This is a genomic window from Stenotrophomonas sp. 62841_Sma (genome assembly GCF_056482945.1).
In genome coordinates, this window is sequence record NZ_CM151224.1 from 926,307 (window position 1) to 946,218 (window position 19,912).

A 19,912-nucleotide genomic window follows, 5' to 3' on the forward strand; every position below is an offset into this window, starting at 1 on the left:
AGCCACGGCCCCGAAGGGCCGTGGCGGTCGTGCAGATGGCGCGGTGGATCAGAAGCGCTGCTGGTATTTCATGTAGATGAAACGACCGATGTCGAAGCCACCGTAGTAGGAGAAGTTGGCGCTCGGCTGGCTGTACATGGCCGGTCCCTGGCGGCCGAACACATTGTTGGCACCGATCGAGACGGTCGCATCCCATGGCAGGTTGTAGCGCGCCTGCACGTCGTGGAAGGTGACCGATCCGCGACGGTTGTAGTCACGGCTGCCACTGAACCACGGCGCGCGCTGGCCCGGGTGCGAGCACTCACCCGGATACGTGGCTGCATCCAGGCAACGCTCCTTGACCGCGGAGAAATAGCGCAGGCCCCAGTTAAGGCCGAGGTTGCCACGCTCCCAGCCCAACGATGCGTTGGAGCGCACACGGAAGCCGATGCCGCCGTTGCTGGCGATGCCATTGCTGGGAATGGGCGGCGCATCCGCCTCGTTGGTGGTCCGTTCTTCCGCGGCGACCACATAGGTGGTCTTCCAGTCGGCGCTCAGCGTGCCCCAGGACGTTTCGATCTTGTGGCCGATCTCCAGGTCATAGCCTTCGGCCTGGCGGAACCCGCTGTTGCGGCTGCCATAGTTGAGCGTGTTGACGATGCCCAGTTCCGGGTCGCGGGTGAAACTGCCGCAGCGCTCGGCGATGCCCAGTTCGTAGCAGTCGCGGAGGATGTCGTTGGGATGGTCGGCGACGATGGTGTTGTCGATACGGATCTTCCACCAGTCCAGCGCGATGTTCAGTCCTTCGGCAAACGTCGGGCTCCAGACCAGGCCCAGCGTGCGGCTGGTCGAGGTTTCCGGCTTCAGGTCGGGATTGGAGCCGTTGGTGAAGGGCAGGGGCGTCTGCCCACTGCTGCCGGTGATCGGCTCGTTGCCCTGGCCGAGCTGGCGGTAGCTGTCCGCGTTGGCGATGTCGGCGGCGCAGCGTGCACGTACCTCCGGGCTGCTGGCGGCGGCGCCATAGACCGTATCGCAGGGGTCACGGAAGCCGGTGGTGAAGGTCTGCGAGCCGCCGCCGTACAGATTCGAGATGGTCGGCGCACGGAAACCCTGGGCCCAGGTGCCACGGACCAGCAGCTGGTCGATCGGCTTCCACGAGATGCCGAACTTGCTGTTGAGGGTTCCGCCGAAGGTGGTGTAGTCCGAGTAGCGCGTTGCCATGTCCAGGGTCAGCTGGCGTGCACCGGGGAGGTCGCTCAGCACCGGCACGCTCAGCTCCAGATAGGCCTCGTCGACACGGTAGCCACCGCCGGTGGGGCCCGCCGCCAGATTGGTGGTGGCGCCGGTCTGGGCCAGCGCATCGGGAATGAAGCGACCCTCCTCGCGGCGGCTCTCCACACCCAGGGCGAAGCCCAGTTCCCCGGCAGGCAGCGTGGCAAGGCCGCCACTGAGGCTGGCGAACAGGTTGCGGGTGGTGTTGCGGCCACGGGTGAGTTCCTCGGGGAACAGCCAGTCCTGCAGTTCGCCATTGCCGGTCAGGCCGTACGGGTCATCCTGGCCATACGGCACCAGTGGATTCCAGGGCTTGCAGCCGGCAATCGGTGCATCCGGTGTACCGCATTCCACCTTGCCGGTGGCCGGGTTGTAGAACGAAGGACCGGTGGAATCGGCAACGCGCTGCTTGTGCAGGTTGCCGGTGGCACGCTGCTCCAGCTCGCTGCGGTTGTACTGGTAGCCGGCTTCCCAATCGAAGTCGCGACCGGCGAACTGGAAGCTGCCTTCAAACGCTGCAACACCCTGCCAGGTGGTCAGTTCACTGGTGCTGACGCGTGGAATCTCCCAGGTGCGGCGGTTCCAGTGCACGTCGCTTGGGCGTTCATAGCCGTGGTGGCGGCCGAACGGATTGAACCAGCTGTCGGCGGACATCGGCGTGATGCCGGCCGCACCGGACTGGAACGGATAGCCGGCAATCTGGCGCGTGGTGGTGCGTCGGTTGTAGGCCAGCTGGGTGTTGAAGCGGATCTGGTCGTTCAGATCCATGCGTGCATCGACGAAGAGCGAATCGCGCTTGATCGGCGTCTGCACGTGCATCTGTTCATTGCTGTTGCTGACATCACCGGTGAACGGTGTGTTGTCACTGAGGTGGAAGCTGTCCGGCCCGCCCGGCTGGCTGCCGCGATCGAGCGAATAGCTGCAGCCACGGGCGCTGCTGCAGCCCGGGCCCTTGAAGCCGACGATGCGCCCCCACTGCCCGACCGTGGTCCAGCCATCGTCCGGATGACGATCGGTATAGGTGTAGGCGCTGAAGCCGCGGTCCTTCGCCCAAACGCCCTTTTCTTCGACATGCTCGGCGGCGACACTGATCGAAGCGCGGTCATTCGACCAGCCGGCAACCACGTCGTACTGGGTGCGGGCACCATCGCCTTCGCTGAACTGCCCGTGGTAGACGTTGGCGGTCACGCCCTGGACGTTGCGCCGGGTGATGATGTTGACCACGCCGGCCATCGCGTCGGAACCGTAGATGGCCGAGGCGCCGTCCTTCAGCACTTCCATGCGTTCCACGGCAGCGGCGGGAATGCTGGATATATCCTGGTAACCCGAAGTGGTCATGCCCAGGCGCTTGCCGTTGACCAGCACCAGGGTGCGCTGTGCACCGAGGCCGCGCATGTCCACGTAGCTGCCGCCTGCGGCCTCGCCCGCACTGAGTGGGCTGGCACGGCTCAAGGCCGGGCTGCCGGTCGCGGTCAGATTCTGCAGGATGTCGGCAACGGAATTGAAGCCCTGCCGCTCGATGTCGGCGCGGCTGATGGTCAGCACCGGCTGCGCGGTTTCCAGGTCGACCTGGCGGATGCGCGAACCGGTGATCTCGATACGGTCCAGTGTGGTGGCTTCCGGTGCGTGCTGGGCGAATGCGGGGGCGGCCAGTGCGGTGGTGGCCGTCATCGCCAGTGCACGACGGATCGCCAACCCGAGCTCGGGAATACGGATGGTCATGGGTCTCTCTCTCAGTCTTCGAAGTCTTCGGAACACAGCCAAGCGGGGCTGCGTCAACTCCACCGCGGCGGTGGATGTTCGAACCTAGTGAAGATGGATGGGGAGACGTATGGGCAAGCGACGAAAGCGCTGCAGACGGCCGTGACGCTTCTGCACAAAGCGGAAGCAAATCAATCGATTGCTCCAACCTGTGGCATCGCGGCGGACGCAGCGCAGAGGGCCGTGTCCCTGATTGAACGCATCACGGTCAATGTGGAAAGCGACACTCTGCGCGGAGGCAGAAAAAAACCACGGCCCCGAAGGGCCGTGGTCGTCGAGCTTCAACAGCGCGGATGGATCAGAAGCGCTGCTGGTACTTCATGTACATGAAACGACCGATGTCGTAGCCACCGTAGTAGGAGAACGACGAGTTCGGCTTGCTGTACATCACCGGCGCTTCCTTGCCGAACACATTGTTCGCGCCCACCGAAACGGTGGCATCCCACGGCAGGTTGTAGCGGAACTGCACGTCGTGGAAGGTCACCGCACCGCGCTCGTTGTACGCGGTCGGCGACTTCAGCCACGGAGCCAGGAAGGTCGGATCGGAGCATTCGTCCGCATACCGCGAGGCGTTGAGGCAGCGCTCCTTCACACCGGAGTAGTAGCGTGCCGTCCAGCTGACGCCGAAGTCACCCACATCCCAGCCCAGCACCAGGTTCGAGCGCACGCGGAACGCAAGGCTGGTGGCGGTGCCGATGGTGTTGGCAACGCCGTTGATCGGCGTGATCGCTTCGCGGACATCGTTGGTGGAGCGGTAGACGTTCTTGCTGACGTAGGTGCTGGTCCAGCCTGCGCTCAGCTTGCCGTAGCTGGTGTCGACGCGGTAGCTGACATCCAGGTCGTAACCTTCGGTCTCGGCAAAGCCGGCATTGCGGTTGCCGAACTTCAGGCCGGTGACGATGCCGTTGGACGGGTCACGGCTGAAGCGGCTGCAGCGCGATTCGATGCCCTGCTCGTAGCAGTCCCTCAGGATCTGGTTCGGGCTGTCACCGACGATGGTGTTGTCGATGCGGATCTTCCACCAGTCCAGCGCCACGTTGAAGTTGCTGATGAAGGTCGGGCTCCACACCAGGCCCAGCGTCTTGCTGGTCGAGGTTTCCGGAACCAGCAGCGGGTTGGAACCGGACACGAACGGCGTCGGGGTCGCATCCTGCGCCGTGGTCACCGGGGTGTTGCCCTGCTTCAGCTGGCGGAAGTTGCCGGCATCGGCGATGTCACGTGCGCATCGCGCGCGGACTTCAGCACTGCCCTTGGCCGAGCCGAACACGGTGTCGCACGGATCGCTGAACTGCGCGAAGGTTTCCGAACCACCACCGTACAGGTCGTTGATGGTCGGGGCGCGGAAGCCTTCTGCCCAGGTACCACGGACCAGCAGCTGGTCGATCGGCTTCCACTTGAAGCCGAACTTGCTGTTGAGCGTGTTGCCGAAGGTGTTGTACTTGGAGTAACGGGTGGCGGCACTGAAGCTCAGCTCACGCGCACCGGGCAGGTCGGCCAGCACCGGCACGCTGAGCTCCAGGTAGGCTTCCTTCACGTTGTAGCTGCCACCGGTCGGGCCTGCGGCCAGGTTGGTGGTGGCGCCGGTCTGGGCCAGGGCATCGGGGGTGTAGCGGCCATCTTCCTTGCGGCTTTCCACGCCGAAAGCGAAGCCCAGGTCGCCGGCCGGCAGGGTCATGATGCTGCCGGACAGGTTGGCGAACGCGTTCTTGGTGGTGGTGCGGCCGGTGGTGCGTTCCGCCGGGAACAGCCAGGCCATCAGTTCTTCATTGCCGGTCAGCCCGTTCGGATCATTCTTGCCGTAGGGCACCAGCGGGTTCCACGGCGTGCAGCCGCTGATCACCGCGCCCGGACGGCCACACATCACCTTGCCGGTGGCCGGATCCAGGAACGACGGACCCACAGCATCGCGCACGCGCTTCTTGTGCAGGTTGCCGGTGGCGGTAGCGGTCAGCTCGTTGCGGTTGTACTGGTAGCCCACGTCCCAGTCGAAGTAGCGCTGGCCGATCTCGAAGCTGCCATCCAGCGACACTACCGCACGGTAGGTCTTCAGTTCGCTGGTGCTCACACGCGGGATTTCCCAGGTGCGGCGGTTCCAGGCCACGTCGGTTGGCTTGGCATAGCCGTGCTGGTTGCCGAACGGATTGAAGTAGCTGTCCTTGGACATCAGGCCGGTGGCGGTCGGGTCGCCCGAGATGGACACCGAGCTGGACTGCAGGGGGTAGCCTGCAATCTGGCGCTCGGCCGAACGCTTGTTGTAGCCGAATTCGGTGCGCAGGTTGACCTGGTCGGTGATCTTGAAGCGACCGTCGAAGTACACCGAATCACGCTTGAGCGGATACATGACGTGCATCTGTTCGTTGGCGTTGCTGACGTCGCCGGTGAACGGGGTCGCATCGGTCAGGTGGTAGTTGGCCGGGTTGGTCGGGTCAGCGCCACGGTTGAGCGAATAGCCGCAGCCGTCCTTGGTGTTGGTGCAGCCCGGGCCGCCCTTCAGGCCGGTGACCTGGCCCCACTGGCTCAGCGTGGTCCAGTTGGAGGCATCGTTCGGGTGGCGGTCGCTCACGCCGTACTTGCTGAACCAGCGGTCCTTGGCCCAGACGCTCTTTTCTTCGGAGTGCTCCAGTGCCAGGGTCAGCGACACGCGGTCATTGCTCCAGCCACCCACCACGTCGAAGCGATCGCGCGCGCCGTCACCTTCGCTGTACTGGCCGTGGTAGACGTTGGCGGTCACACCGTTGACGTTGGAACGGGTGATGATGTTGACCACGCCGGCCATCGCATCGGAACCGTAGATGGCCGACGCGCCATCCTTCAGCACTTCGATGCGCTCCACCGCCGACACCGGCAGCGAGGACACGTCCTGCAGGCCCGAGGTGCTGATGCCCAGGCGCTTGCCGTTGACCAGCACCAGGGTGCGCTGCGCGCCCAGGTTGCGCATGTCGATGTAGGTGCCGCCGGTGTTTTCGCCCGAGCTCAGTGCGTTTGCACGGCTGATCGCCGGGCTGCCCATGGCGGTCACGTTCTGCAGGATGTCGGCCACCGAGCTGAAGCCCTGGCGCTCGATGTCCAACCGGCTCAGTGCCAGGACCGGCTGAGCGGTCTCCACGTCCACCTGGCGGATGCGCGAGCCAGTGATCTCGATGCGATCCAGGGTGGTCGGCGCGGCGGTGCTGCCACTCTGGGCGAACGCAGGCAGGGCGGCCAGCGTCGCAGTGGTTGCCAGGGCGTAGCGGATGGCCTGCCCCAGGGGGGTGGTACGTGAAGTCATGACGAGCTCTCTCTCTCTCAGGTCGTGCAGGGACGCCAAAAGGGGCGTCGAAGAAATCGGCCGCCCACAAGCGGACCGATGACCCGATAGTAGTCTCGTTGGTTAATGCTCTGTAAAGAGGTCGTGTCGATTTGTACCAGGCTTCATCGTCAGATTTCACGAAAGCTCAACAAAAGCAGTCGCTTAGCTGTAACGCTGAATGCGCTCCCCCGACTTGATCTGCTGCGTCGCAGCAGGTCAACCGGGGGCGCATGCGCGAACCGTAACGGTGTGTGACCTTCTCTCCCTCGCGGGAAAGCGTGAGCCTCAGGCTACGAAGGGCCGGAACTGGATGCCCAGCCCGGCGATGCCGTCGGTCTCGCCGATCAGATCGGCGCGCAGCAGTGGCCGGGCATCAATGAAGGCCTGCGGCACGATCAACGACAGGCGGTTGTCGTCGGCGGTCAGTTCCAACGCCGGCAGTGGATCGTCCTCATGGGCACGATTGAGCAGCACCGCCAGGCGCAGCAGGGCGGCCAGCCGGCGAGCGGTCAGCAGCAGGCGCTCGGGCAGGGCGTCGAAGGCGGTCTTGGTCACGCTGCGGCGATGGCTGCGCACCAGCGCGGCCAGCATCTGCTGTTCCTGCCGCGAGAAACCGGCGATATCCGAGTGTTCCAGCACGTAGCTGCCATGCACGTGGTAGCCGCTGTGCGCGATCATCAGGCCCAGCTCGTGCAGGCGCGCGGCCCAGCCGAGCATGCGCGCGTCGTCGGCATCGAGCCGCCAGCGTTCCTGCACCTGTTCCAGCAGTGACAGCGCGGTGTCCTGCACACGGTCGGCCTGCACGGTATCGATGCCGTAGCGCTGGCTGAGCGCGGACACCGATTCATCGCGCAGATCGTTCTCGCCAGCGCGGCCGACGATGTCGTAGAGGATGCCTTCGCGCATCGCGGCCTTGCTGACCAGCAGCTTCTGCAGGCCCAGCGCCTGGAAGGCGGCCTCCAGCACCAGGATGCCGCCGGCAATGATCGGGCGGCGGTCGCTGGACAGTCCCGGCAACTGGATGTCGTCGATCTTCTTGGCCTTCAGCAGTTCGTCGCGCAGTTGCGGCAGGGCCTCGGCGGTAATCGCGCCCTTGCTCAGCTTCATCGTCGCGCAGATCTCGCTGATCGCCTTGTGCGTGCCCGAAGAACCCAGCGCTTCCTGCCAGCCCAGCGCGCGGTACTTGCTGGCGAAGGGCTGGAACTCGCGACCGATCTCGGCCAGCGCGTCCTTCCAGCGCTTCTTGCTCAGCTTGCCGCCGGGGAAGAAACGCCGGGTGCTGGCAATGCAGCCGGCCTGCAGGCTTTCGCGCTCCAGGGTCTGCATGCCCATGCCGATGATGAACTCGGTGGAGCCGCCGCCGATGTCGATGACCAGCCGGCGCTGGCCGGGCTTGGGCGGTTGTGCATGGGCCACGCCCAGGTAGATCAGGCGCGCTTCTTCGCGGCCGCTGACCACTTCGATGGCGTGCCCGAGCGCGGTTTCGGCGGGAACCAGGAACGACTGCGGTGAACGCAGCTGGCGCACGGTGTTGGTGGCCAGTGCGCGCACCCGGTGCGGCGGTACATTGCGGATGCGCTGGCCGAAGCGGGCCAGGCATTCCAGCGCGCGCTGCCGGGCAGCGGAGGAGAGTCCCCCTTTGCCATCCAGGCCGTCGGCCATGCGCACCGTCTCGCGCAGGCGGTCGATTACCCGCAGCTGGCCGAGCGTGTAGCGCGCGATGACCATGTGGAAACTATTGGAGCCAAGGTCGATGGCGGCCAGCAGGTCGCCATCCTGCAATGCGGGCGGAGTCGTGGTGGTGTGCGGCATGGACGAATGTTAGCCGAAGGGGCGGTGTGCTCGTCACCGCGCGGCCTTCACATTTTGGAAGAGGGGAGTGCGGCAGGGCTGCGCCCTGCACCTGCCGAATCAACGGCAACGGCAACAGCCGAAGCAAAGGCTGGCTTCCTGTGGGCAGGCAGGGTGAGTCCGGCTGCGGGGGACGCTGCAAGTACGTCCATGTAAGCTCGGTCGCGCCATCCATGGCGCTCACGCCCCCGCAACCGGACCCACCCCGCCTTCGACAGATTTCTGCTGTTGGTGGGTGTCGACCTTGGTCGACACGCTGGCTCCATGGATGATCGGGATCGCTTTTGGTAGGTGTCGACCTTGGTCGACACACCGGGTTACAGACCCTGCATCAGTGCCATCTGCGCAGAATGCGGTGCCTCGTCGTGGGCGGGCGCACGCTTGTGGTAGATGCCGTCGGCATCCAGTTCCCAGGCATTGAGGTTGTCGTCCAGGTAGTTCTGCAGGACCTCGCGGTAGACCCGCTTGGCCAGCTCCGGGTCGAGGATCGGAAAGCAGGTCTCGACCCGGCGCAGCAGGTTGCGTTCCAGCCAGTCGGCGCTGGCGCAGTACATCTCCGGTGCGCCGTCGTTGCCGAACCAGTAGACGCGGCTGTGCTCCAGGAAGCGGCCGACGATCGAGCGCACGCGGATGTTGTCCGAGATGCCCGGCACACCCGGGCGCAGGGTGCAGGCGCCGCGGATGATCAGGTCGATCTGCACGCCGGCCTGCGAGGCGGCGTACAGCGCGCGCACCACCTGCGGTTCGTTCAGGGCGTTCATCTTGGCGATGATCCGCGCCGGGCGGCCGGCGGCGGCGATGCGCGTTTCGCGCTCGATGCGGCCGAGGATGCCGGTGTGCAGGGTGAAGGGCGACTGCAGCAGGCGCTTGAGCTTCATCTTCGAGGCCAGCCCGGACAGCTGCTGGAACAGCAGGTGCACATCGTTGCCGATGTCCGCATCGGCGGTGATCAGGCTGATGTCGGTGTACGCACGGGCGGTACCGCTGTGGTAGTTGCCGGTACCGAGGTGCACATAGCGGCGCAGCTTGCGGCCCTCGCGGCGCACGATCAGCAGCATCTTGGCGTGGGTCTTGTAGCCGACCACGCCATACACCACCTGCACGCCAGCCTCCTGCAGGCGATCAGCCAGGCCGAGGTTGGCTTCCTCGTCGAAGCGGGCGCGCAGTTCGACCACCACGGTCACGTCCTTGCCGTTGCGTGCGGCCTGGATCAGTGCATCGACAATCAGCGAATCCTTGCCGGTGCGGTACAGGGTCTGCTTGATCGCCAGCACGTTGGGATCGACCGCCGCCTGCCGGATCAGGTCCAGCACGGCGGTGAAGGCATCGAACGGGTGATGCAGCAGCAGGTCGTGGCGCGCCACTGTCTCGAAGATGCCGTCGCTGTCGCGCAGCGTGCGCGGGGTCATCGGCGGGTACTTCAGGTCTGGCTGTGCGATCAGGTCGTACAGCTGGATGATGCGGTTGAGGTTGACCGGGCCGTCGATGCGATACACCGCGTTCTCGGTCAGGCCGAAGTTCTGCAGCAGGGTGCGCACGATGTCGCGCGGCATGTCCTGCGCGATTTCCAGGCGCACTGCCGGCCGGTAGCCGCGGTCGACCAGTTCGTCGCGCAGTGCCAGCGCCAGGTTCTCCACTTCCTCCTCGTCCACCACCAGCTCGGAGTTGCGGGTAACGCGGAACTGGTAGGCACCCTGGACTTCCATGCCCGGGAACAGTTCATCGACGAAGGTCGACAGCACCGACGACAGGAACACGAAGTTCTGCGGACCGCCGAGCTTCTCCGGCAGCTGGATGATGCGCGGCAGCGAGCGCGGCGCACGCACGATGGCCAGGTGGCCGGCGCGGCCGAACGCGTCGGTGCCCTTCAGCACCACCACGATGTTCAGCGACTTGTTGAGGATCTTCGGGAACGGGTGCACCGGGTCCAGGCCCAGCGGCGACAGCACCGGCATGATCTCGTTGCGGAAGTACGCACGCAGCCAGCGCTTCTGGCGATCGGTCCAGGAATGGCGGCCGAGCACGCCGATGCCGGCCTCCATCAGCGCCGGGCGCAGCGTCTCGTTCCAGCAGCGGTACTGCTGGTCCACCAGTTCCGCGGCGCGGTCATGGATGGCGTTGAGGATGGCCTGCGGGCTCATCCCGTCCGGTGCCGGCGGCAGGCCGAATTCCTGTGCGTGGCGTACGGCAGCGGCGCGGATCTCGAAGAACTCGTCGAGGTTGGTGCAGGAGATGCACATGAAGCGCAGGCGCTCCAGCAGCGGCACCTGCGGGTCCATCGCCTGCGCCAGCACGCGGAAGTTGAAATCCAGCTGCGACAGCTCGCGGTTGATGTACAGCGCCGGGTCGCGCAACGGATCGTTGTCCGGGCTCACGGGGAGGGGGAGGGATCCGAGGCTGCTCATGGCGTCATTCTTCGATGGAGGTCAGGGGGGCGGACTCGCGCGGGCGCACGTGGTCGGCATCGAAATGGCAGGAGAACACCGAGCCCTTGCCGACCTCGCTTTCAATCTCCAGCCGTGCGTGGTGCAGGCCGAGGATGTGCTTGACGATGGACAGGCCCAGGCCGGTACCGCCGCTTTCGCGGGAGCGGCTGCTGGAGACACGGTAAAAACGTTCGGTCAGGCGCGGCAGGTGGGAGGCCGGGATGCCATAGCCGGAATCGCGCACCGCCAGCACGGCACCGTCGCCTTCGCGGCGGAACTCCACGGCGATGCGGCCACCGGCCGGCGTATAGCGCACCGCATTGGTGACCAGGTTGGAGAAGGCGCTGTGCAGTTCCTTGGTCGAGCCCTGCAGGTCAACGCCGGCCAGGTCGTCGATGCTGATCTGGTGGCGGCCCTGGCTGTGCGCTTCGGCTTCGCGGCGCAGCGTCGCCAGCATCGGCTGCATGGCCACGGTCTCTTCCTCGCTGTGTTCCTGCGATTCGAGGCGCGACAGGGTCAGCAGGTCTTCCACCAGCTGGGCCATGCGCTGGCTCTGCTTGCGCATTTCTTCCAGCATCGGTCCGGTTCCCGGGAAATCCTCCGGGTCCATCATGTCCAGGTAGCCGTGCACCACGGTGAGCGGCGTGCGCAGTTCGTGTGAAACGTTGGCCACGAAATCGCGGCGCACCTGTTCCAGGCGCAGCAGCTTGCTGACGTCGCGGGCGATCAGCAGCCAGTAATCCGACGAATAGGGAATCAGGCGCAGGTTCAGGCGGATCGCCGGATCGACCGGCGAAGGCACGTCGAGGATCGGCTCGGCATTGCGGCCGCCGGCCAGCCAGTGCGCCAGCGGCATCGGCTGCAGGCGTTCGACCAGGGCTTCGCCGAGGTCGCCGGGGTGATGCAGGCCGAGCAGGGCGGTGGCCGCTTCGTTGAACCACTGCACGCGCTGGCTGTTGCGGTCCAGCACCACCACCGCATCGGGAAGTGCGGCGGCCGCAGCGCGATAGCTGCGCAGCATGTCCAGCAGGCGGCGCTTGCGCACGCGCATTTCCACCTGGTTGCGGTACAGCAGGCGGTCCAGCTCGTTCCAGACGCCGGTGCCTTCCTCTGCGGTGTCCCAGCGCTGGCGCGCGGTCAGGCGCCGCAGCACGCTGCGCAGGCGCCAGTAATGCCATGCCAGCGTGGCCAGCGCGCCCAACGCGATGCACAACCACAGATGGCCCGTGAACCACCCCACCAGTCCGGCGAACAGCAGTACCGCGGCAACGGTGGCCAGGGTCTTCAACCAGGCAGAGCGGATGTGGCGGGGCATTGCGATCTCGTCGTTGAGGTGCGGCGGTTCACTGGGGTGAACCGAGGGTTATAGCAGAGTTGCCGGCGCCGGCACCCGCAGGTGCGTGGCGCCGGCACGACGAGACTCAGGTAGCAGTGGAGAAGCGGTAGCCGGCGCCGCGCACGGTCTGCACCATGTTTTCGGCGTTGAACGGTTCCAGCGTTTTGCGCAGGCGGCGGATGTGCACGTCGATGGTGCGCTCCTCCACGTACACGCTGCCGCCCCACACATGGTCCAGCAGCTGGGCGCGGGTGTAGACGCGCTCGGGGTGGGTCATGAAGAAGTGCAGCAGGCGGTACTCGGTCGGGCCGATCGGCACCGGCTGGTCGTTGGCGAACACGCGATGGGCGGCGCCGTCGATGCGGATCGGGCCGACGGCCACGCTGCCGTCCTCGTCGTCCTCGCGGGCGCGGCGCATGACCGCACGGATGCGGGCCAGCAGTTCGCGCGCCGAGAACGGCTTGACCACATAGTCGTCGACGCCGGCTTCAAGGCCACCCACGCGGTCGTTCTCTTCGCCGCGGGCGGTCAGCATGATGATCGGCACTTCGCGGGTCAGGGTTTCCTTGCGCCAGCGCCGGGCCAGGTCCAGGCCGCTGGTGCCGGGCAGCATCCAGTCCAGCAGGATCAGGTCGGGGACGCGGTCGGCGATGGCGGTCTGGGCCTCACGGGCGTCGCCGGCGTGGACCGGTTCGTAATCGCCCTTGCGCAGGGCGAAGGCGACCATTTCACGGATCGCGGGCTCGTCATCGACGATCAGGATGCGTTTCTGCACGAGGACACCGTAGGGCTCGGTTACTGGAGTGGTGCCAGTAGACTACGGTTTGATGACATGTTTGTGACTACCTGGCCGGAACCGTTCGGGATTGCCATCGGCCGGTCATGCAGCGCTCAGCGGCGGTCCAGGTCCGGGTCCTGCACGCCCTGCCGGCGCAGCTCCAGCACGGTGGGGGTGATCGCCTCGATGCGCGCATCCACCCGTGCCCGGCCTACGTAGTCCAGCGCCGGATTGCGCTTGAGCGCCTGCAGCTGCATCAGCGACTGTTCCGGCCGGCCGCTGAGGAAGGCTGCCTCGGCGTAGGCCTCGCTGGCACGCACGCTGTCGCCGGCCAACTCGCTGGCGCGGGCGTACCGCTGCTGGAAGACCGGATCGTTACCGCTTTGCGACAGCAGGGGCCGCAGCATGGCCTGCGCGCGCTGGCCCGCCTCGCGGCTGCCCTGTTCGTTCAGGATCTCGGCATAGGTCAGCGCCACCGGACGGCTGTTGGGGTGCTGGCGCAGCAGCTGCTCGAAGCGGCTGTTGGCCTGGGCGGTCTGGCCTGCACGCGATTCGGCCTCGCCCAGCCCCAGAGCCAGCCACAGGTTGTCCGGGCGGGTCTGCAGCAGGCCTGCCAAGGTCTGCCGGGCCTGGGTGGCGCCGGCGCGACCGCTGCGCATCACCGCCAGCGCCTGGCCATAGCGCTGGGCATCGTTGAGGCCGTCCTTCTGACGCTTGGCCAGATCGGCATACTCGCGTTCCAGCTCGGGGGTGGAATCCGCGCTGAGCACGCGCAGGCGCTCGCGGGCCCAGTCGAAGTCGCCACTGGCGCCGCGGCTGAGCTGGCCCATCGGGATGCGCAGCACGCTGCTGGGCAGCAGCGGGTTGGTTCCGCGCAACAGAGGTTCGGCCAGGCTGGGATCGGCCGGGTCCACGCGCTCCCTGCGCTCGCCGCTGGGGGTGCTGGTGGTCAGCAGCACCGTGTCCTTCTTCATCTGGTCGGCGCGGGCCTTCGCCTCGCTGATGCGGGTGATGTTGACCGGATGGGTGCGCAGGAACTCGGGCACGCTGTAGCCACCCTCGTTGCCGCGCATCGCCGATGCCATCCGCTCGAAGAAGCCGGCCATGGCGTCCACGTCGTAACCGCTGCGCGACAGCGTGCGGATGCCGAGGCGATCGGCCTCGGATTCGTTGGAGCGGGTGTAGTTGATCTGGCGCTGCTGCATCAGGCCCATGCCCGAGCTGATCGCGGCCATCGTCGCGTTGCCGGACGACGTGCTGTTGCTGGCCTGTGCGGCCACCACCGCCGCCAGCATGCCGAGCAGGATCGGGATCTGGTCGCGCTGGGCACGCTCGACCCCGCGCAGCACGTGCTGCTGGGTGACGTGGGCGATTTCGTGCGACAGCACCGCAGCCACCTCGTCCTCGCGCTCGGCGGTCAGCACCAGGCCGGCATTGACCCCGATGTAGCCGCCCAGCGTGGCGAAGGCGTTGATCTGGCGGTCCTTCATCACGAAGAAGGTGTACGGCTGGCGAGGCTGGTCGCTGTTGGAGCCGAGCCGGGTACCCATGGTCTGCAGCCAGTCGTTGACCAGCGGGTCATCCAGCAGGTAGCCGTAGTTGCGCAGCTCGCGCAGCATCATCGCGCCGTACTCGGCCTGGCGGGCCGGGGTCAGCAGCTCGCCGGCCGAGGAGCCGATGTCGGGCAGCTTCTCCTGGGCCTGGGCCAGCGGCATGGCCAAGGCCAGGGTGACGGCGGTAGTCAGCAGCAGGGCTCGCAAGCAGGAGGTCCTCGGGCAGGGCGCGCCAAGCGTGGCAGGGTGGGGGGCAACCATTCGTTAATCCACAGTGTTGCGGCCGTGGCGTGGAAATTCCAGCGCACCGGTACCATATGTAGACCGTCGATCCATCGTGGAGTTTCCCGTGACAGCCCAGACCGCCGGCGGTGCCCCCGCCATCACCATCTATTCCACCGCCGTCTGCCCGTACTGCGTGGCCGCCAAGAACTTCCTGAAGAGCAAGGGCCAGCAGTGGACCGAGGTCCGCATCGACCTGGACCCGGCCGAGCGCGAGAAGATGATGGCGCTGACCCGCCGCACCAGCGTGCCGCAGATCTTCGTCGGTGACGTCCACGTGGGCGGCTACGACGACATGATGGCCCTGCACCGTGAAGGCAAGCTCGAGCCGCTGCTGGCCGGGCAGGGCCAGGCATGAGCGCGGCCGACGACGGCAGCAAGGACCGCATCGCCGAGTTCACCGACTTCCGCAAGCGCATGAACGAGCGGATCCTGGGCGAGCCGAACCAGGTGGTGCGCCGCTTCTTCGCGCTGGACACGCAGACCTACCAGGCTGGCGCGCTGGATGTGAAGACCAAGGAACTGCTGGGCCTGGTGGCCTCGATGGTGCTGCGCTGCGACGACTGCATCAGCTACCACGTCGCCCAGTGCAAGGACGCCGGGGTGACCCGTGAAGAGTTCTTCGAGACCTTCTCGGTCGGCCTGGTGGTCGGCGGTTCCATCGTGATCCCGCACCTGCGCCGCGCGGTAGACTTCCTCGACCAGCTCGAAGGCGGCGCCGCCGCCCCGGAAGCGCACGCGCACTGAACCTGGCGGGCGCCGGGAACCGGGCCCTGTGGCCCTCCCGGTAGTGCCGGCCGCTGGCCGGCATTCCGTGAACCCCACATGGCCGAGGTTGCCGGCCAGCGGCCGGCACTACCGGACGTGCGGGGCGCCTTCCCCGTGATCCAACAGCCCAGGAGCCCCCTTGTTGTTCAAGGGGGCGCGCCGGCAGGCGGGGGGATAAGGTGGAATGCGCGGGCAAACCGCAGAGCGGTTTGCCCAAGGGGGCGCGCCGACAGGCGCGGGGATAAGGTGGGATGCGCGGGCAATTCTGCCTGAGCCGGGCACTGGGACCATGGTCTATTTGGGACCTCGGCCCCGGCTCAGGCATAATTGCCGGTGAAACTTCCTTTGCGCCGGCGTTTCCGGGCACGTCCGGACGGCGTTTTTCCCCCTGTTCGGAACATCGATCAATGACGCAGAAAATTACGGTCATCCGCGGCGACGGCATTGGCCCGGAAATCATGGACGCCACCCTGTTCGTGCTCGACCAGCTCAAGACTGGCCTGGAGTACGAAGACGCCGACGCCGGCCTGGTGGCCCTGGAAAAGCACGGCGACCTGATGCCGGCGGTGACCCTGGAATCGATCGCGCGCAACAAGGTCGCGCTGAAGAGCCCGCTGACCACCCCGGTCGGTGGTGGCTTCACCTCGATCAACGTCAGCCTGCGCCGTCACTTCGACCTGTACGCCAACGTGCGTCCGGCCCACACCTTCCCGAACACCAAGTCGCGTTTCGACAACGTCGACCTGATCACCGTGCGTGAGAACACCGAAGGTGCCTACCTGGCCGAAGGCCAGGAAGTGTCGGCCGACGGCGAGACCGCCTTCTCCGGCACCCGCATCACCCGCAAGGGCTCCGAGCGCATCGTGCGCTACGCCTTCGAGCTGGCCAAGAGCACCGGCCGCAAGAAGGTCACCGCCGTGCACAAGGCCAACATCATCAAGTCGACCTCGGGCCTGTTCCTGAATGTCGCCCGTGAAGTCGCCGCGCAGTACCCGGAGATCGAGTTCCAGGAAATGATCGTCGACAACTGCTGCATGCAGCTGGTGATGCGTCCGGAACAGTTCGATGTGATCGTCACCACCAACCTGTTCGGCGACATCATCTCCGACCTGTGCGCCGGCCTCGTCGGCGGCCTGGGCCTGGCCCCGGGTGCCAACATCGGCAAGGACGCGGCGATCTTCGAAGCCGTGCACGGCACTGCGCCGGACATCGCTGGCCAGGGCAAGGCCAATCCGTGCGCGTTGCTGCTGGCAGCGGCGCAGATGCTGGACCATGTCGGCCAGCCGGAAAATGCCGAGCGCCTGCGCAAGGCCATCGTGGCGACCATGGAAGCCAAGGATTCGCTGACCGGCGACCTGGGCGGCACCGGCACCACCATGAGCTTTGCCCAGGCCATCGCCAGCCGCCTGTAAGCGGCGGTTGTTCCGGCTGGAGATCGTCTCGGCGATGTCCAGTCCGGGCCTGCATGCGTTGAAGACGGGCCGTCCTTGTACGGCCCGTCTGCGTTTTCAACTGCGGTTTTTCACCGACAGGATTTTTTCAGATGCCTGAGGCGGCCGTGTGGGTCGTGGCGGCCGTTGCCGTCTATGCTGTCGGCGTGGCCATCTACGCCATCTTCTACTGGCCGTGGTCCCGCGCCCAGCGCGCGCTGCGCCGCCTGCGGACGCAGGGGGCGCCCCTCCGCAGCATGCAGGAGAGCGAGGCGCGCATCCTGCGGTTGATCGAATTTCCGACAGGGTCGCCTGTGTATCTGCTCGAAGGCAGCTGTGCCGAGTTCGTGATCAGGAGCAGGATCTCTCCGGCCCAGCATGTGCAGACCCTGGCCGGCGTCCCAGTGAAGTATCCGGCGGGCCTTGCACGTGCCGTGCGCGCGGGCAGCAATACCGCCGAAGTGGTGCTGGGTCGTGACCACGCGATGATCGTGCGACTCAATGGGGTCAAGCTGGCCCAGTAGCGTCGAGCCATGCTCGACTGCTCCTGCGTAGTCGAGCATGGCTCGACGCTACAAGGACATTCTGTGCGAAATTTGCACAGATCATGTGCTTTTACATGGCTGGTTCGTGCGCCGTCCGCTCCGCATCATGTGCCCACTTTCCACCGCACAGGAGCTTGAACATGAACCTCACCGCCTTTGGTCTGGCCAGCCTGATCGGCATGGCCACCGTTACCCCCGTCACCGCTGCCGAACCGGCCCATCCCACCATCCGCCACATGGCTGGCGCACCCGTTGTGGCTTCGCTGGATGCGGCGAAGACCGCCGTGCTGGTGATCGACTTCCAGAACGAATACTTCGACGGCAGCGCTGCGCCGGGCTTCGCCGGTGGCCGCATGGTCATCCCCGATGGCGTGGCCGCACTGCGGCAGGCGAAGCGGGTGGTCGAGTTCGCCGATGCCCACGGCATCCGCGTGATCCATGTGCAGCACGTGTTGCCGGCTGGTGCGCCGCTGTTCGCGCAGGGCAGCGTCAATGCCGCCTTCCATCGCGACCTGCAGCCGCGCAAGGGCGAGACCGTGGTGCAGAAGGACAACGTCAGCGTGTTCGCCGGTGACTCGGCCGCAGTGCTCGACCAGGTGCTGAAGGATGCCGGCATCGACACCCTGATCGTCACCGGCCTGCAGACCCATGCCTGCGTGGCAGGTGCCGCCCGCGATGCCGCAGCGGCACCGCGTGGCTACCGCGTCATCGTGTCGTCCGATGCAACTGCCAGCCGTGATCTGGATCTTGCCGGAGGCCAGCGCATCGGTCATCGCGCGCTGCATGACGCCTCGCTGGCGCAGATTGAGGACACCTTCGGCGATGTCATGGCGACTGACGCGATCCTGGCACTGCCGGTGCGCAAGGCCGGCGACGGCGCTTGATAAGCTGACGGGGCCCGCACGCCGCGGGCCCCGCCACCTGGAGCCGCCCGCCGATGGACCATTTCGCCGCCCTGCGTGCGCTGCGCGCCATCGTCGATGCAGGCAGTTTCACCGCCGCCGCCGAACGACTGGGTACCACCCATTCGGCGATGTCACGGCAACTGCGGCAGCTGGAAGAACATCTGCAGGTTCGACTGCTCGATCGCAACAGCCGCCGGCTGTCACTGACCGAAGCCGGTCGCGATTACTACCGCGAGGCGGCAGCGCTGCTGGATCGCCTGCAGGAGGCGGATGACCGCGCACGCGCAGGGCAGGCACAGCCCAGCGGCACCGTGCGGATCAGCGTGCCGCAGGTGGTCGCCAGCCAGGAGCTGCCGCATTGGTTGCCGTCGTTCCTGCAGCGCTACCCACAGGTCACGCTGGATCTTTCCGCCGACGACCAGCTGGTTGATGTGGTCGGGGGTGGCTTCGATCTGGCCCTGCGCATCGCGCCTTCCTTGCCGGACAGCCAGCTGGTCGCCCGCGAGCTGGCCAGCTGCCCACGCATCCTGGTCGCCGCACCGGCCTATCTGGCGCGGCACGGTCTGCCCCGGCAGGCTTCGGACCTCGCACAGCACACGCTGCTGGGTTTCAGTCCCACAGCGGCGATGTCGCCCTGGCAGCTGCAGGGGCCACGCGGTGCCGCCGCGAGCATCGAGGCGGGGCAGCGCCTGCGGGTGGATGCGACGCCAGCGTTGTATGCCGCTGCGTTGGCTGGCATGGGCATCAGCCTGTTCACTGCGCTGACTGTGCAGGAGGACCTGCGTGCCGGCCGCCTGATCCGTGTGCTGCCCGCCTGGCACGCCGGACAGCGGCGCTACTTCGCGCTGTATCCGCACGCGCGGGCGCTGGCGCCGAAGGTGCGTGCGCTGGTCGAGCACCTTGCGGCGCACTACGCTGCACAGATGGGCGCGGCGGGGTAGTCGCGCGGCAGCAACCGAGGTGGTGATGGAGTCGGTGTATCTGCTGGTCGCGCTGGGCGCGATCGTCGCCGGATTCGTGCAGGGCCTGTCCGGCTTCGCCTTCGGCATGGTGGCGATGTCGTTCTGGGCGTGGGGACTGGAGCCGCGGCTGGCGGCGACGCTTTCGGTGTTTGGTGCGCTGGTCGGGCAGCTGGTCGCAGTGTTCACCGTGCGCCGCGGTTTCAACCTGCGCCTGCTGCTGCCGTTCGTGCTGGGTGGGCTGGCCGGCATTCCGCTGGGCGTGACGGTGCTGCCACGGCTGGACATGGACTGGTTCAAGGCGCTGCTGGGTGGCTTCCTGGCGCTGTGGTGCCCGGTGATGCTGATGGCGCGCTCGTTGCCTCCGGTCCGCGTCGGCGGCCGTATCGGTGATGCGATTGCTGGCATGGCCGGTGGCGTGCTCAGTGGCATCGGCGGCTTTGCCGGGCCGGTGCCGACGTTGTGGAGCACCCTGCGAGGCTTCGGCAAGGACGAACAGCGCGCGGTCATCCAGAACTTCAACCTGGCGATGCTGGCGGTGACCATGGCCACCTATGTCGGCAGCGGCCTGGTGAGCCGGCAGATGTTGCCGTACTTCGCCATCGTGGCACCGGCCATGCTGGTGCCGACCCTGCTGGGCGCGCGGGTCTACATCGGCATCAGCGAGGCGCGCTTCCGGCAGGTCGTGCTGGGCCTGCTGACCGCGTCAGGCATCGCGTTGCTGGCGTCGTCGCTGCCGGTACTGCTGGCGCGCTGAGGGAAGAACGACAAAGGGCGC

The 19,912-nt window shown here is 66.5% G+C and carries 14 protein-coding genes; 7 read left to right on the top strand and 7 right to left on the bottom strand.

Annotation, left to right across the window (positions count from 1 at the left end; translation table 11 throughout):
- Positions 1–48: 48 nt before the first annotated feature.
- The 7 genes from ACZK5G_RS04235 to ACZK5G_RS04265 form a co-directional block, all read right to left on the bottom strand.
- Entirely contained in the window at positions 49–2,973 is a 2,925-nt protein-coding gene (locus tag ACZK5G_RS04235; RefSeq protein ID WP_032129075.1) for a TonB-dependent receptor domain-containing protein, read from the bottom strand.
- A gap of 337 nt (positions 2,974–3,310) precedes the next feature.
- Positions 3,311–6,280, bottom strand: coding sequence for a TonB-dependent receptor domain-containing protein (locus ACZK5G_RS04240; protein WP_285303135.1), 2,970 nt, complete (start codon positions 6,278–6,280; stop codon positions 3,311–3,313).
- Positions 6,281–6,586: 306 nt separating this feature from the next.
- Positions 6,587–8,113, bottom strand: coding sequence for an exopolyphosphatase (ppx, locus tag ACZK5G_RS04245; protein WP_010483920.1), 1,527 nt, complete (start codon positions 8,111–8,113; stop codon positions 6,587–6,589).
- Positions 8,114–8,469: 356 nt separating this feature from the next.
- Entirely contained in the window at positions 8,470–10,557 is a 2,088-nt protein-coding gene (gene ppk1 / locus ACZK5G_RS04250) for a polyphosphate kinase 1 (RefSeq protein WP_049400920.1), read from the bottom strand.
- A 4-nt stretch (positions 10,558–10,561) separates the two neighbouring features.
- Positions 10,562–11,893 carry a phosphate regulon sensor histidine kinase PhoR gene (gene phoR, locus ACZK5G_RS04255; protein WP_032129078.1) on the bottom strand — a complete coding sequence of 444 codons (1,332 nt, stop codon included), beginning with the start codon at positions 11,891–11,893 and terminating at the stop codon, positions 10,562–10,564.
- 106 nt (positions 11,894–11,999) lie between these two features.
- A complete protein-coding gene (phoB, locus tag ACZK5G_RS04260) occupies positions 12,000–12,689 on the bottom strand; it encodes a phosphate regulon transcriptional regulator PhoB (protein WP_005408258.1) in 690 nt (229 codons plus the stop codon).
- A 116-nt stretch (positions 12,690–12,805) separates the two neighbouring features.
- On the bottom strand, positions 12,806–14,452 hold the full coding sequence (locus tag ACZK5G_RS04265) for a M48 family metalloprotease (protein ID WP_032129079.1): 1,647 nt from the start codon (positions 14,450–14,452) through the stop codon (positions 12,806–12,808).
- A 142-nt stretch (positions 14,453–14,594) separates the two neighbouring features.
- Between ACZK5G_RS04265 and grxC the strand changes: the two genes are divergently transcribed.
- From grxC to ACZK5G_RS04300, 7 genes are all read left to right on the top strand, one after another.
- Positions 14,595–14,885: a glutaredoxin 3 gene (grxC, locus tag ACZK5G_RS04270; RefSeq protein WP_004154541.1), complete on the top strand. Its 291-nt coding sequence runs from the start codon at positions 14,595–14,597 to the stop codon at positions 14,883–14,885.
- Entirely contained in the window at positions 14,882–15,274 is a 393-nt protein-coding gene (locus tag ACZK5G_RS04275; protein ID WP_004146041.1) for a carboxymuconolactone decarboxylase family protein, read from the top strand. The genes grxC and ACZK5G_RS04275 overlap by 4 nt, the downstream gene beginning before the upstream one ends.
- A 428-nt stretch (positions 15,275–15,702) precedes the next feature.
- On the top strand, positions 15,703–16,707 hold the full coding sequence (locus tag ACZK5G_RS04280) for an isocitrate dehydrogenase (protein WP_014036138.1): 1,005 nt from the start codon (positions 15,703–15,705) through the stop codon (positions 16,705–16,707).
- A 131-nt stretch (positions 16,708–16,838) separates the two neighbouring features.
- Positions 16,839–17,249 carry a hypothetical protein gene (locus ACZK5G_RS04285; RefSeq protein ID WP_121504053.1) on the top strand — a complete coding sequence of 137 codons (411 nt, stop codon included), beginning with the start codon at positions 16,839–16,841 and terminating at the stop codon, positions 17,247–17,249.
- A gap of 161 nt (positions 17,250–17,410) precedes the next feature.
- Positions 17,411–18,154, top strand: coding sequence for a cysteine hydrolase family protein (locus ACZK5G_RS04290; RefSeq protein ID WP_049400917.1), 744 nt, complete (start codon positions 17,411–17,413; stop codon positions 18,152–18,154).
- A 53-nt stretch (positions 18,155–18,207) separates the two neighbouring features.
- The gene (locus tag ACZK5G_RS04295) at positions 18,208–19,116 is read left to right on the top strand and encodes a LysR family transcriptional regulator (RefSeq protein ID WP_478465425.1); all 909 of its coding nucleotides are present in this window, start codon (positions 18,208–18,210) and stop codon (positions 19,114–19,116) included.
- Between the two features lie 25 nt (positions 19,117–19,141).
- Positions 19,142–19,891 (top strand): sulfite exporter TauE/SafE family protein, encoded by a 750-nt coding sequence (locus ACZK5G_RS04300; RefSeq protein ID WP_032129085.1) that lies wholly within the window; start codon positions 19,142–19,144, stop codon positions 19,889–19,891.
- Positions 19,892–19,912 lie beyond the last annotated feature (21 nt).

Excerpts from the sequence above, each read along its gene's own strand:
- ACZK5G_RS04235 (WP_032129075.1), bottom strand. The coding sequence starts at position 2,973 with ATGACCATCCGTATTCCCGAGCTCGGGTTGGCGATCCGTCGTGCACTG.
- ACZK5G_RS04295 (WP_478465425.1), top strand. The coding sequence starts at position 18,208 with ATGGACCATTTCGCCGCCCTGCGTGCGCTGCGCGCCATCGTCGATGCA.
- ppk1 (WP_049400920.1), bottom strand. The coding sequence starts at position 10,557 with ATGAGCAGCCTCGGATCCCTCCCCCTCCCCGTGAGCCCGGACAACGAT.
- ACZK5G_RS04240 (WP_285303135.1), bottom strand. The coding sequence starts at position 6,280 with ATGACTTCACGTACCACCCCCCTGGGGCAGGCCATCCGCTACGCCCTG.
- ACZK5G_RS04280 (WP_014036138.1), top strand. The coding sequence starts at position 15,703 with ATGACGCAGAAAATTACGGTCATCCGCGGCGACGGCATTGGCCCGGAA.
- ppx (WP_010483920.1), bottom strand. The coding sequence starts at position 8,113 with ATGCCGCACACCACCACGACTCCGCCCGCATTGCAGGATGGCGACCTG.
- ACZK5G_RS04300 (WP_032129085.1), top strand. The coding sequence starts at position 19,142 with ATGGAGTCGGTGTATCTGCTGGTCGCGCTGGGCGCGATCGTCGCCGGA.
- ACZK5G_RS04285 (WP_121504053.1), top strand. The coding sequence starts at position 16,839 with ATGCCTGAGGCGGCCGTGTGGGTCGTGGCGGCCGTTGCCGTCTATGCT.
- phoR (WP_032129078.1), bottom strand. The coding sequence starts at position 11,893 with ATGCCCCGCCACATCCGCTCTGCCTGGTTGAAGACCCTGGCCACCGTT.
- ACZK5G_RS04275 (WP_004146041.1), top strand. The coding sequence starts at position 14,882 with ATGAGCGCGGCCGACGACGGCAGCAAGGACCGCATCGCCGAGTTCACC.
- ACZK5G_RS04290 (WP_049400917.1), top strand. The coding sequence starts at position 17,411 with ATGAACCTCACCGCCTTTGGTCTGGCCAGCCTGATCGGCATGGCCACC.